The organism is Ruegeria sp. AO1, from assembly GCF_056535985.1.
Genome location: NZ_JBQFJC010000001.1, coordinates 2870327 through 2883601, shown reverse-complemented (window position 1 = coordinate 2883601; position 13275 = coordinate 2870327). Strand labels below are relative to the sequence as shown.

Genomic DNA, 13275 nt, shown 5'->3' with positions numbered 1-13275 from the left:
CTCGTAAATCAGTGATTTGTGACCTGCCGGATCACGGAAGATGATTGATGGCGCCGACGGACCATTCGCCCGCGTTATAGGCGATCTGGGTAACCGACAGGTTGTCGATCCGGTGTGAGAAAGCCTGTTGCGCCTCAATATTCAAAGCGCGCTGTACTTGCGTCAGGATCACTCCGAAATGGGCAACAATGACGAGATCCGCGCCCTCATGTGCGGCCATCAGCGCATCGACGGTTTTGTCGACCCGTGCGCGGACGTCGTTCCAGCTTTCTCCGTTCGGAGGGCGCACTTCGCCGGGATTGTCCCAATAGGCAAAGGCAAGCTCGGGGTCTTCGGCTTCGATCTCGGCGAAACCGCGCAGCTCCCATGTGCCGAAGTTGATCTCGCGCAGGTCAGGATGGTGGGGCAGACGCAGGCGCTGGCCTTGGATCGCCGTTGCCGTATCCGCGGCGCGCGACAGGTCTGATGAAACGACAACCGCGTCCGCTGGGATGTGATCGTGCAACCGCTGCAACGCGGCCTGATCGCTTAGATCAGCGGGCAGATCGGACCAGCCGACCATCGTTTTAGCATGGGTAGGACCGTGGCGGACCAGGTGCAGACGCGTCATGGCAAGTGTCCCTTCAAGACCATGGGCAGCCCCGCCGTGACTTGAATCACCAGGTCGGCCTGTGCTGCTAGCGCGATGTTCAGCCGGCCCTGTGCCTCACGGAACCGGCGGGCGAGAGCGTTTTCGGGCACGATGCCGTGACCAACCTCATTCGAAACGATAACAAGCTGCGCCTGGCAGCTGCGCAGGGCGCTCAGCAGTTGGGCGTGGGCCTGATCCAGATCGTTCTCGGCCAGCAGATGATTGGTTAGCCACATCGTGGCGCAGTCGATCAGGCAGGCGTGATCTGGGTTGAGTTCGGCCAAAACCGGAGCAACGTCCAGCGGTGCCTCGATGGTTTCCCAGCCGGACCCGCGTTGTTCGATGTGGCGATCGATCTTTTGCCGCATCTCGCTATCAAACACTTGTGATGTCGCAAGGTAGACCCGGTTTTTCCCTGAGGATACAACCAGTTGTTCAGCATAGGCCGACTTTCCCGATGCGGCTCCTCCCAGCACAAAGGTTAAATTGGCGGTCACAATTCTTACCTTTCTGGTGATCCACTTGGTGATGATCTGCGTATCGACCCTAAGTCGGCAAGGCAAGCCCGGCTGATGCCTGCAAAAAGGGAGAGTTTCATGGCACTGGACAACGCATCCGATTTCTCGATGTCCCGCAAAGCGATGAAGGCCGAACTGCTGGACGCGGAAACCGAATTGCAACTGGCCTATGCGTGGCGCGACAATCGTGACGAACAAGCACTGCACCGACTGATCACCGCCTACATGCGTCTAGCTATTTCAATGGCGGCCAAGTTCAAGCGCTACGGTGCGCCGATGAATGATCTGATCCAAGAGGCCGGTCTTGGATTGATGAAAGCGGCCGACAAGTTTGACCCGGATCGCGGTGTGCGGTTCTCGACCTATGCGGTGTGGTGGATCAAAGCCAGCATCCAGGATTACGTGATGCGTAACTGGTCGATGGTGCGGACCGGTTCGACCTCATCCCAGAAATCTCTGTTCTTCAACATGCGCCGCGTTCAGGCACGGTTGGAACGTGAAGCCGCCACCGAGGGGCAGGAGTTGGATCGGCATCAGCTGCACCAGATGATTGCCACGGAAATCGGTGTGCCCTTGCGTGATGTCGAGATGATGGAAGGGCGTCTGTCCGGCTCGGATTTTTCGCTCAACGCGGTGCAGTCAGCGGATGAAGATGGGCGTGAGTGGATTGATGCGCTGGAAGATGATCGTGAGCAGGCCGCCGAGGCGGTCGAACATCGCCACGACACCGAGCAGCTGCGCGAATGGTTGCTGATGGCGATGCAATCCCTCAATGACCGCGAAAGATTTATCGTGCGTGAACGTAAGCTGCGCGAACCGGCCCGGACCCTTGAAAGCTTGGGGAATGAGCTGGGTCTATCGAAGGAACGTGTACGGCAGCTTGAGGCCGCAGCCTTCACCAAGATGCGCAAGAACCTTGAAGCCCAATCGCGTGAGGTGCAACACTTCATCGCATGACAAGATTTGCGATTCTGTTGTGTGTGCTGGCGTTTACAGCCAGCGCGGTGCGCCCGGTCCAAGCCGGTGAGTTGATCCCCGATGATGTCCTGGCAGCCATGCAGGACGCAGATGTGGTGATTCTTGGTGAAATTCACGACAATCCGCGTCACCACCTTGTGCAGACCGAGGCGTTGGGCGCGATCGCTCCGTCGGCTGTGGTGTGGGAGATGGTAACCGAAGAAGGCGCGCAGCGTCTGGCTCAGACAGCCGCCTCCAACCCCGAGGAATTGTCTCGCATCCTGCGCTGGGCGGAGTCTGGCTGGCCCCCACTGAGTATGTATTACCCAGTCTTTAAGGCGTCGGACGCGCCAGTCTATGGCGCCATGGTTCCACGCACAGCTGCGCGCGCCGCGATGGAAAAAGGTGCGGCCACGGCCCTTGGTGCAGACGCTGCGCGCTATGGCCTGACCGTTCCTCTGTCGCCAGAAGATCAAGCCGCGCGCGAGGCGGATCAACTGGCTGCCCATTGCGATGCTCTGCCAGCCGAAATGTTGCCGCAAATGGTCTCGATCCAACGTCTGCGAGACGCTGTGCTGACCCGTGCGATCCTGCGCGCGGACGAGGAAACCGGTGGTCCGATTGCTGTAATCACCGGCAATGGCCACGCTAGGACTGACCGGGGTATCCCGACCTTTCTGTCGCGCCTGAAGCCGGGGCTGAAGGTCTTCGTTTTGGGTCAGTCTGAAGGTGGCGCAATCGACGGGACCTTTGATGCGGTGATCGACAGCCCGGAAATTGAGCGTGAAGACCCCTGCAAAGCGTTTGAAACGCAGAATTAACCGCTGGAACTACCGGGTGGCCTTGCCTAATGTCGGGACCGATCGGGACGGGAAGGGCTGAACATGCTGGCATCCAAACGCATTCTACTGATCATCGGCGGTGGCATTGCGGCCTATAAGTCGCTGGACCTGATCCGACGGCTGCAAGAGCGCGGCGCGCAAGTCACTCCCGTTTTGACCCGCGCTGCCGAGGAGTTCGTGACGCCGTTGTCGGTCTCTGCACTTGCAGGTCAGAAAGCTTATCGCGATCTCTTCGACCTGACCGATGAGGCCGAGATGGGACATATCCAGCTGTCACGCTCGGCTGACCTGATCGTGGTTGCCCCAGCTACCGCAGATATGATGGGCAAGATGGCGGCTGGTCTGGCCAACGATCTGGCCTCTACCCTGCTGATGGCCACGGACACGCCGGTTCTGTGTGCGCCTGCCATGAATGTGCGTATGTGGGACCACCCCGCAACTCAGCGCAATCTGAAGCAGCTTCAGCAAGACGGCATCCGCTTTGTAGGGCCCAACGAGGGCGACATGGCCTGTGGTGAATATGGCCCGGGCCGGATGTCCGAACCGCTAGAGATCGTTGCCGCCGTTGAGGCGCAACTGGCCGACGGGCCGTTGAAGGGTAAACGCATCCTTGTGACCTCCGGCCCGACGCATGAACCCATTGATCCGGTGCGCTACATCGCCAACCGCTCATCTGGGGCGCAGGGGACTGCCGTTGCCCGCGCCTTGGCGGCGCTTGGGGCCGAGGTGGTTTTTGTCACTGGCCCTGCCGATGTTCCGCCGCCCCAAGGCGTGCAGGTCGTGGAGGTTGAGACAGCACAGCAGATGTCGGACGCGGTGGATGCGGCGCTCCCTGTGAATGCAGGCGTGTTTGCCGCCGCAGTTGCCGACTGGAAAGTGGCAACCGCTTCGGATCGCAAACTGAAGAAAAGCCGCGATGGTCTGCCGTCGCTGGACTTCGCCGAGAATCCCGACATCCTGAAGCGCGTCTCGCAGATGGGTACGGGTCGCCCTGATCTGGTTGTGGGCTTTGCAGCGGAAACCGATGATGTGATCGACAACGCGACGGCAAAGCGCGCCCGCAAGGGATGCGACTGGATCGTGGCAAACGACGTCAGTCCGGCAACCGGCATCATGGGGGGATCGGAAAATGCGGTCGTCCTGATCTCGGATCAAGGGGCCGAGAGCTGGCCGCGCATGGGCAAAGACATGGTCGCGGCGCGTCTGGCACAAAAGATCGCCGACGCGCTGGCCGGATAAGACAGAAGGAATACAGATGGTAGCTATCCGCGTGATCCGGGAAGAAGGGGCAGACGCCTCTGTTCCAATGCCTTCATATGAGACCTCAGGCGCGGCCGGGGCTGATGTGCGCGCCAACCTGCCCGAAGGTGCGTCGATTTTCCTGGAGCCGGGGCAGCGCGCCCTTGTCCCCACCGGCCTGCGAATCGAAATCCCGGCGGGCTATGAGGTGCAGGTCCGCCCGCGCTCCGGCTTGGCATTGAAGCACGGCATCACCCTGCCCAATACGCCGGGCACCATCGACAGCGACTATCGCGGCCCGCTGGGTGTGATCGTCATGAACGCAGGGCAGGACCGGTTCGAGGTCACTCACGGAGAACGCATCGCGCAGCTGATCGTCGCGCCTGTAGTGCAGGCCACGTTTGAACTGACCGAAACCCTTGGCGATACCGCGCGTGGGTCGGGCGGGTTCGGCTCAACCGGGCGCGGCTGATGCTGCTGGTTCTGGTCCTTGCCGCGGGTCTGTGGGGCGTCGGCTATCTCGCGGGCGTGTCCCGGACGGCGCGTGTGACCTCGGTCAGTGTGCTTATGGTCGGGGTGATCCTGTCGCATCTGGTTTTGCCGAGCGGCCACCCCATGCGCGAAGCAACCGGAGGATCGGCGGCGCTGTGGCTGATGCTTGCCGGGGCGGCCGCTCTGGTCATGGTCTATGGCAAGGGGCTGAAAGCGCTGCGAAATCGGGCGCAGCCCGAAGCGGATCAGGCCGAGGCCAAACCCTCGGACCGGTTCACTGAGACAGAGCTGGACCGCTATGCACGCCATATCGTTCTGCGAGAACTGGGTGGACCGGGGCAGAAACGGTTGAAAAAGGCGCGCGTGCTGGTGATTGGGGCCGGGGGTCTCGGCGCACCGGCCTTGCAGTATCTGGCTGCAGCGGGTGTGGGCACGATCGGAGTGATCGACGACGACGTGGTCGAAAACGCCAATCTCCAGCGTCAGGTCATCCACCGCGATGCCGATATCGGAATGCCCAAAGTTTTCTCGGCCCAGCAGGCGATGGAGGCGCAGAACCCCAACGTCACCGTCCTGCCCTACAATCGGCGTCTGAGTGAAGAGATCGCGCGAGACCTATTGGGCGACTTTGATCTGATCCTGGATGGTACCGACAATTTCGAAACCCGCTATTTGGCCAATCGCACGGCCGTTGCGTTGGGCAAACCGCTGATCTCGGGCGCACTGTCGCAATGGGAGGGGCAGTTGAGCGTCTTCGACCCGACCAATGATGCCCCCTGCTATCAGTGTATTTTCCCCGAAGCCCCCGCGGCCGGTCTGGCCCCGTCCTGTTCTGAGGCGGGCGTGATCGGCCCCTTGCCGGGCGTGGTTGGCTCCATGATGGCGGTTGAGGCGATCAAGGTGATCACCGGGGCCGGCCAAGCGCTGCGCGGCGAGATGCTGATCTATGATGCGCTCTATGGTGAAAGCCGCAAGATCACTCTGTCCAAGCGCTCTGACTGCCCGATTTGCGGCGCCGGTGGTGAATAAACGCCGTGTTGCTCTGGATCATCCCACCGGCCCTTCCTAGGTTGTGGGCAAAGGAGATCTGAATGACCAACCCGATCCTGTCCGACTGGACCACTCCGTTCGAACTCGCCCCCTTTGCCAAGATTTCGGATGATGATTTCGCCCCCGCTTTGGATGAGGCGCTGCAGGCCCATAACGCGCAGATTGACGCGATCGCCACAAACGCCGAAGCCCCGAGTTTCGCCAACACGATCGAAGCGCTTGAGGCGGCGGGTGAGCAACTGGACAAAGTGCTGTCGGTTTTCTTCACAGTAGCGGGCGCGGACAGCAATCCGAAACGTGAGGAGCTGCAGCGGGAATTCTCGCCAAAGCTGGCGGCGCATTTTTCGGGGATATCCTCGAACAAGGCGCTGTTCAAACGCGTGGCGGACCTGTGGGCGCGACGTGATGATCTGGGCCTGAGCGACGAACAGGCGCGCGTGCTGATGCTGTCTCATCGCGGTTTCGTCCGGGCTGGTGCTGCGTTGGAGGGCGAGCAGGACGCCCGGATGCAAGAGATCAAGGCACGGTTGGCGTCACTGGGAACATCTTTCACCCAAAACCTGCTGGCGGATGAGCGCGACTGGTTCATGGACCTGTCCGAGGATGACCTGCAGGGCCTGCCGGATTTCGTTGTCGATGCCGCACGCGCGGCGGGTCAGGAAAAGGGCGCTGTTGGTCCAGTAGTCACCCTGTCGCGGTCGATCATTGTGCCGTTCCTGCAATTCTCCCCCCGTCGCGACCTGCGGGAAAAAGCCTATCGCGCATGGACCGCGCGCGGGGCGAATGGTGATGACACCGACAACCGCGACATCGCCGCCGAAATCCTTAGCCTGCGCGAAGAGCGCGCCAAGCTGTTGGGATATAACAGCTTTGCCGACTACAAGCTTGAGACGGAAATGGCCCGCTCGCCCGACCGCGTCCGCGACCTGCTGATGCAAGTATGGGAGCCTGCGAAGGCGCGCGCCGACGCAGATGCCGAGATGCTGACCGCGATGATGCAGGAGGATGGCGTCAACGGCCCTCTGGCGGCGTGGGACTGGCGCTACTACGCCGAGAAACGCCGCAAGGCCGAGCATGATCTGGATGAGGCCGCGCTGAAACCCTACCTGCAACTGGACCGGATGATCGAGGCCTCGTTCGCCTGCGCCAACCGTCTTTTCGGGTTGGAGTTCAAACCGCTGGACGTTCCGCTCTACCACCCTGATTGCCGGGCGTGGGAGGTGACGCGCTACGGCAAGCATATCGCGGTCTTCATCGGTGACTATTTCGCACGTGGGTCCAAACGGTCGGGCGCTTGGTGTAGCGCAATGCGGGAGCAAGCGAAGTTCCCCAAAGAACAGGCTCCGGTCGTGATCAACGTTTGCAACTTTGCGAAAGGCGATCCGGCTTTGTTGTCCTATGACGACGCGCGCACGCTGTTCCACGAGTTCGGGCACGCTCTGCATCAGATGCTGTCGAATGTGACCTATGAAAGCATCTCGGGCACGTCCGTGGCGCGCGACTTTGTCGAACTGCCAAGCCAGCTTTACGAACATTGGCTGGAGGTCCCCGAGGTTCTGGCCGAGTTCGCCACCCACGCGGACACAGGCGAGGCAATGCCGCAGGAAATGCTGGAGAAAGTGCTGAAAGCCGCGAATTTCGATCAGGGGTTCCAGACGGTGGAATATGTCGCCTCGGCTTTGGTTGATCTGGCCTTCCATGAGGGCGCGGCCCCGGCGGATCCGATGGCGAAACAGGCCGAGGTCCTGGAAAGCATCGGCATGCCCGCAGCCATAGGCATGCGCCACGCGACCCCACATTTCGCGCATGTTTTCGCGGGCGATGGCTATAGCTCGGGCTACTACAGCTACATGTGGTCCGAAGTGATGGATGCCGACGCATTCGAGGCCTTTGAAGAGGCCGGAGGTGCATTTGATCCCGAACGCGCCAAAGCTCTGGAAGACAACATTCTCTCCACCGGCGGCTCGCGCGAGGCTGAGGAGCTGTATCTGGCCTTCCGGGGCCGGATGCCGGGTGTCGAAGCTTTGTTGAAAGGGCGTGGCCTGATCGCAGCTTAAACCGTTATCCCCCGGTCCTTGGGGGGATCAATATCCCAGCTGGCGATCCACCAGATGCACAAACGGCTCGCCAGCTTCCCCGCGCCGGATATTTTCGACGATCACCTGCGCCGCCGTGACCGGTCGGGTTTCCGAGGCGATATGCGGCGTCACCGTCACGTTCGGATGCGCCCAGTAGGGGTGATCCGCGGGCAGAGGCTCAACCCGGAACACATCCAGCGTGGCATGTCCAATCTGGCCTGTGTTCATCGCCTTTAATAGCGCCTCATCGTCGATCAGAGGCCCACGCCCCGGATTGATGATCCGCGCGCCTTTGGGCATCAGCGAAAGGGTTTCGGCGTTCAGAGTGTTCTCGGTCGCCGGTGTGTCAGGCAGCAAGAGAACGGCGATCTCGGCCTTTGACAGAGCCTCTCGCAACCCATCTTCGCCGCTCAGGCAGGTTACTCCGGGGACGGCTTTGGGGGTGCGGCTCCATCCGGTGACTTTGAAATTCAATGCCGCCAGCGCTTGGGCAGCCTCCTGCCCCAATGCGCCAAGGCCCAGAATGCAGACCTGACGTTCGTTCGCCAATGGTGGCGCGTCAGGCGTCCACACACCGTCTTGCACTTTGATGTGCTGGTCCATCCCCAGATGATAGCGCAGCACATGTCCCACGACCCATTCGGTCATGCCTTGGGTCAGCCCGTGATCCACCATCCGCGCCAGTGGCACGGTCAGCGTTTCGTTCCCTGCGATCTTCTCAACCCCAGCCCAGAGGCTGAGAACCGCTTTCAGCTGGGTATAGGGCGTGAAATCCAGCAGCCCGCCGCTTGGGGCGTAGACGATGTAGTCCACCTCATCCTCGGGGAATTCGGTTGCAAGATTGAACGCGACGCCTGCCTTTTGCAGCCCCTCGGTCAGAAGCGGCTGGTACACCGGCCAAAGCTCAGGACGTGCGGAGAACAGGACATTGACGGGCATGGAGGGGCTTTCCGATCAGCGGGGGCGGTGGATATGGGCGCTTTGCACAACGCCGAAGGCGGCCATCAGAACCAGCATGGCCGAACCGCCATAGCTGACCATGGGCAGAGGTACCCCTACAACCGGAGCCAGCCCCATCACCATCGACATGTTGACCGCAAAGAACAGGAAGAAGTTCAGCGCGATCCCCATGGTGACCAGCGATGAGAACCTGTCTTTGGTCGACAGCGCCGTGACCATGCAGAAGATCAGGATGAGCGCGTAAAGCAGCAATAGGGTGATGCCACCGACAAAGCCGAACTCTTCGGCCAATGTCGTGAAGATGAAATCGGTGTGTTTTTCAGGCAGGAAGTTCAGCCGAGATTGCGTGCCCTGCATGAACCCGCGCCCATTCCATCCGCCTGATCCCAAGGCGATCTTGGACTGGGTGATGTGATAGCCCGCGCCCAGAGGGTCGGTAGACGGATCAAGAAACGTGTCGATCCGGCGGAACTGGTAGTCTTTCAGCAACTGCCACTCGGTCCCTCGGCTATTGAAAACAGCCGCAATCAGGCCGACGACCGCCGCGATCACGGCGGCGAAATAGGCCCAGTGTACACCGGCCAGAAACATCAACCCTCCGCCAGCTGCCAGCAGCAGGATCGAAGTTCCAAGATCCGGCTGGCGCAGTACCATGAAGGTAGGGATCAGGATCAGCACGACAGGGATCAGAACCCAAAGTGGGCGTGAGGTTTTGTGCGAGGGCAGCCAGTCATAGTAGGCCGCCAGCAGCATCACCAGCGCGACTTTCATGACCTCGGATGGTTGCAAACGCATGAACCCAAGGTCGATCCAGCGCTGTGCGCCCATGCCGATGGTGCCGAACAGCTCTACAAACACCAACAGTGCGATTGAAGCCAGGTAGGCCAGTACCGACATGTTGCGCCAAAACCAGATCGGCACCAGCGCGACGATGAACATCACTGTCAGGCCCAGCCCGAAACGTTCGATCTGGGGTTCGGCCCATGGCATCCACGAGCCACCCGCCACCGAGTATAGCATCAGGAACCCGGCACTGGCCGTGCTGATCAGCAACAGCGTCAGTGGCCAGTTCATATATAGGAATTTACGGAATCCCGATGGCGTGGATTTGACCGCATATTCAAGATAGCTCATGCGCGGTCCTTCTCGCTGGGGCGCGCTTTGGGGCGACGGTCGCCCTCGAGCCGTTTTTGCTGTTCCTTGATGCGCTCTCGATCTCCGGCTGGGTAGGCCTCGAGCGGCGGCGTGCCGTTGTAAAGCGCCTGAAGCATGATGTCGCGCGCGACCGGGGCCGCCGCCTTGGAGCCACCGCCGCCATGTTCAACCACAACCGCAATGGCGTATTTGGGTTTGTCGTAGGGGGCGAAGCTAACGAACAGCGCATGGTCGCGCCGTTCCCATGGCAGGTCCTCATTGCGGATCACTCCTGCCGCACGTTCCGCTTTGGTGATGTTGCGTACCTGGCTGGTACCGGTTTTACCCGCCATGCGGAGGTCATCGGCGATGATCCGGCTACGATAGGCCGTGCCGCGCCGGTCGTTTGAGACCGACCACATCGCCTCGCGGATGTAGTTCAGATTGGCCGGACTGATCTCAAGCGGCTCACCCGCGCCCGTTGGCTGTTCGACCCCATCAATCGAGCGGACCAGACGCGGTGTCACGGCCCGCCCCGTGGCGATCCGTGCGGTCATCACGGCCAGCTGCATCGGTGAGGCCAGCATAAATCCTTGCCCGATCGATGCATTGGCCGTATCGCCGATCAGCCAGTCCTCGCCATGAGTGCGTTGTTTCCATTCCTGATTGGGCGCCAGACCGGCACGCACGGCGGACATAGGGATGTCGTGCTTGATACCAAGCCCGAGGGTCCGCGCCATCTCTGAGATTTTGTCGATGCCAACTTTGATCGCCACGTCATAGTAGTAAACGTCGCAGCTGCGTTTGAGCGATGTATTAAGGTCGACCATGCCATGCCCCCCGCGTTTCCAGCAGTGGAAGCGGCGGCTGCCGACCTTGAGGTGGCCGGGGCAGTACACGGTGTTACCGGGGCCAACGACACCGGCCTCAAGCGCGGCCAAGGCGGTGACCATCTTGAAGGTCGATCCAGGTGGGTAGGTGCCCTGAACCGTCTTGTTGGCCAGGGGGCGGTATTTGTCCTGCGTCAGGATCTGGTAATCCGCGACCGAGATACCGCGCACGAACAGGTTGGGGTCGAAGCTGGGGGCCGAGGCCATTGCCCGCAGATCGCCGGTTTCGCAATCAATGACAACGGCGGCGGCGCTTTCTCCGGCAAGCCGTGCCTGAGCATATTGCTGCAGGTCCGCGTCGACCGAGAGTTGCAAATCGGCGCCCGGTTGGCCTTCCTGCCGGTCCAATTCGCGCATGACGCGGCCGGTGGCGTTAACCTCGACCCGTTTTGAACCGGCCCGGCCGCGCAGGTCGATCTCTTGCTTGGCCTCAAGGCCGACCTTTCCGATCTGGAAACGGGGGATGCGCAGTACCGGCTCTGGGTCTTCGATTTGGCTGAGGTCATAGTCGCTGACGGGGCCGACATAACCGACGATATGGGCGAAGTCCTCATAGCGCGGGTATTGCCGGGTCTGGCCGACCTCAGGCGTGACACCGGGCAGAGCGGGCGCATTGACGGCGACTTTCGAGATATCTTCCCACGTCACCTGATCGACCAGCGTGACCGGCAGGAACGGGGCCGAGCGTCGCATTTCCGTGCGCGCGCGCTCAATCTCATCCTCGTTCAGGGGGATCAGGTCCGAGAGTTTGGCGATCACCTTGTCGATGTCACCGGCATCCTCGCGCACAATAACGATGCGGTAGGACGGTGAGTTCTGCCCGATGACCTGCCCATTGCGGTCATAGATGCGCCCCCGCGTCGGCGGGATCAGGCGGATGTTGATGCGGTTTTCTTCGGCCAGAAGGCGATATTCATCCGCTTGATCGACCTGCATGTACCGCATGCGTGCGGCCAGCCCGCCAATGAAAACCGCCTGCAGACCACCCAGCAGCAGTGCCCGCCGGGGCAGACGTTTGTAGGCGACACCTTCGCTTTTGATTTTGCGCTGTTTCATGCACGCGCCCCCGCAGCACTGGCATCGGCGGCCGAGACGCGGCGCACGCCGAATACACTCTGAGACAGCAGCACAATGACCGGATAGGCCAGAATTGTCAGCACAAGCTGGATCATAACCGGTAACAAAGCCGCCTGATCAACAGACAGGATCGCAAGGAAAACCCGGTTGCCCAGAAACACGCCAGCAACGACTGCTGTGACTGACATCCATTCCGCCACAAAGCCCGCATCTCGCATCCCAGGTGCCGCAGACCGCAAGTAAGCCGCGCCCAGCACCACCAGTGCGGCCAATAGGCCCGGAGGGCGTTGCAGCAGCAGATCGGCCAGCAACATGACCAGCGCAACCAATAGGGTCGGCACGTAGTCCGGCCGCCGAAGCACCCACGCAAAGGTCAGAACGATCAGAAAGTCCGGAAAAGGCCAGCGGTCCGGCTGTGTATCCAGCGGCAGCAGATGCAGGAAAAGAACAAACACTGCGAGCCCCCCGTAGAGACCGCGCATCGCCCATCTATGAGAGGCAGGTTTATCCATCACCAGCTTCCTCAGGAGACAGTGACGCAGCAGGCAGTGAGGGGCCAACAATCTGACCTGGATCGCGGATTTCGGGGGCCGAGTTGTAGCGAAGAACGCGCAGAAACTCCAACCGTTCGAAATCGGCAGAGAGGCGCACGCGCAAGCGGCCTCCGGGGTCGGCGGCGATCTGGCCGATCAGCAGGCCGGCGGGAAACACGCCGCCATCGCCCGAGGTCACGACCCGGTCGCCGGGGCGCACAAGCTCACGGTTTTCCAGAAACTCGACGGATGGGGCCGGGGTATTGTCGCCCGTGATCAAAGCGGTCTGGCCCGAGGGCTGGATGGTTGCGGGAATGACGCTTGAGGCGTCAGTCATCAGAATGACGCGCGCAGTATCTGGCCCAACGCCCGAGATACGGCCAACCAGGCCGATCCCGTCCATCGTGGCCCAGCCATCGACGATCCCGTCCCGTTCCCCTACATTCAACAGCACTGACTGCCGGAACGGAGAGCCACTATCGGCCATCACAACGCCAGTGACATAGGTTAGGCGCGGATCGAGCCGCACATTGTTCAAATCCAGTAGCCGCGCGTTTTCCTGTTCCAGCTGCAACGCTGCCTCTTTCCAGGCGCGCATCAGCCGCAGTTCCGAGCGCAGCTCGCGGTTCTGCTCGCTCAGGCTCTGATAGCTTTGGAAATCACGGAACAGGTTGACGGTTGCGGTGACCGGAACCATGGCCCAATCCATTGAGGGCACAACAGCATCTACAACCTGCGCGCGGAACCGTTCAACCCGAGGGCTGTCGATCCGCCAGACAATGAAGATGCCCAGCAGGCACAGTACAACGATCCCCAGAAGCAAACGCCTCAGTGGGGCCGTGTAGTCGTCGCGCTGTGATCGGTCTTTTGCCAC

The 13275-nt window shown here is 61.0% G+C and carries 13 protein-coding genes; 6 read left to right on the top strand and 7 right to left on the bottom strand.

The features are described from left to right. Window positions 1-31: 31 nt before the first annotated feature. Both ACR3FB_RS14310 and cobU read right to left on the bottom strand, forming a co-directional pair. Complete coding sequence (locus tag ACR3FB_RS14310) at window positions 32-610, bottom strand: histidine phosphatase family protein (protein ID WP_480565899.1); 579 nt, start codon at window positions 608-610, stop codon at window positions 32-34. Continuing rightward, window positions 607-1128, bottom strand: coding sequence for a bifunctional adenosylcobinamide kinase/adenosylcobinamide-phosphate guanylyltransferase (gene cobU, locus ACR3FB_RS14305; protein ID WP_480565898.1), 522 nt, complete (start codon window positions 1126-1128; stop codon window positions 607-609). The genes ACR3FB_RS14310 and cobU overlap by 4 nt, the downstream gene beginning before the upstream one ends. 99 nt (window positions 1129-1227) lie before the next feature. Between cobU and ACR3FB_RS14300 the strand changes: the two genes are divergently transcribed. The 6 genes from ACR3FB_RS14300 to ACR3FB_RS14275 all read left to right on the top strand — a co-directional run bounded on the left by ACR3FB_RS14300 (window position 1228) and on the right by ACR3FB_RS14275 (window position 7786). Continuing rightward, window positions 1228-2106 carry an RNA polymerase factor sigma-32 gene (locus ACR3FB_RS14300; protein WP_170378887.1) on the top strand — a complete coding sequence of 293 codons (879 nt, stop codon included), beginning with the start codon at window positions 1228-1230 and terminating at the stop codon, window positions 2104-2106. Further along, a complete protein-coding gene (locus ACR3FB_RS14295; protein ID WP_480565897.1) occupies window positions 2103-2927 on the top strand; it encodes a ChaN family lipoprotein in 825 nt (274 codons plus the stop codon). The genes ACR3FB_RS14300 and ACR3FB_RS14295 overlap by 4 nt, the downstream gene beginning before the upstream one ends. Before the next feature lie 63 nt (window positions 2928-2990). After that, window positions 2991-4187 carry a bifunctional phosphopantothenoylcysteine decarboxylase/phosphopantothenate--cysteine ligase CoaBC gene (gene coaBC / locus ACR3FB_RS14290; RefSeq protein ID WP_480565896.1) on the top strand — a complete coding sequence of 399 codons (1197 nt, stop codon included), beginning with the start codon at window positions 2991-2993 and terminating at the stop codon, window positions 4185-4187. A 16-nt stretch (window positions 4188-4203) separates the two neighbouring features. After that, window positions 4204-4659, top strand: coding sequence for a dUTP diphosphatase (dut, locus tag ACR3FB_RS14285; protein ID WP_480565895.1), 456 nt, complete (start codon window positions 4204-4206; stop codon window positions 4657-4659). After that, window positions 4659-5708: a HesA/MoeB/ThiF family protein gene (locus ACR3FB_RS14280; RefSeq protein ID WP_480565893.1), complete on the top strand. Its 1050-nt coding sequence runs from the start codon at window positions 4659-4661 to the stop codon at window positions 5706-5708. Before dut ends, ACR3FB_RS14280 begins: the two co-directional genes overlap by 1 nt. A gap of 62 nt (window positions 5709-5770) precedes the next feature. Further along, window positions 5771-7786, top strand: coding sequence for a M3 family metallopeptidase (locus ACR3FB_RS14275; RefSeq protein ID WP_480565891.1), 2016 nt, complete (start codon window positions 5771-5773; stop codon window positions 7784-7786). Window positions 7787-7813: 27 nt separating this feature from the next. On the opposite strand, the gene ACR3FB_RS14270 is transcribed toward ACR3FB_RS14275, so the two are convergent. The 5 genes from ACR3FB_RS14270 to mreC are packed head-to-tail and all read right to left on the bottom strand — an operon-like array spanning window position 7814 to window position 13275. Continuing rightward, window positions 7814-8746: a 2-hydroxyacid dehydrogenase gene (locus ACR3FB_RS14270; protein ID WP_170661151.1), complete on the bottom strand. Its 933-nt coding sequence runs from the start codon at window positions 8744-8746 to the stop codon at window positions 7814-7816. 15 nt (window positions 8747-8761) lie between these two features. After that, the gene (rodA, locus tag ACR3FB_RS14265; protein ID WP_170462716.1) at window positions 8762-9901 is read right to left on the bottom strand and encodes a rod shape-determining protein RodA; all 1140 of its coding nucleotides are present in this window, start codon (window positions 9899-9901) and stop codon (window positions 8762-8764) included. Next, window positions 9898-11847 carry a penicillin-binding protein 2 gene (gene mrdA / locus ACR3FB_RS14260; protein WP_480565890.1) on the bottom strand — a complete coding sequence of 650 codons (1950 nt, stop codon included), beginning with the start codon at window positions 11845-11847 and terminating at the stop codon, window positions 9898-9900. Before mrdA ends, rodA begins: the two co-directional genes overlap by 4 nt. Next, a complete protein-coding gene (locus ACR3FB_RS14255; RefSeq protein WP_480565889.1) occupies window positions 11844-12380 on the bottom strand; it encodes a rod shape-determining protein MreD in 537 nt (178 codons plus the stop codon). The genes mrdA and ACR3FB_RS14255 overlap by 4 nt, the downstream gene beginning before the upstream one ends. Beyond that, window positions 12373-13275 carry a rod shape-determining protein MreC gene (gene mreC, locus ACR3FB_RS14250; protein ID WP_480565888.1) on the bottom strand — a complete coding sequence of 301 codons (903 nt, stop codon included), beginning with the start codon at window positions 13273-13275 and terminating at the stop codon, window positions 12373-12375. Before mreC ends, ACR3FB_RS14255 begins: the two co-directional genes overlap by 8 nt.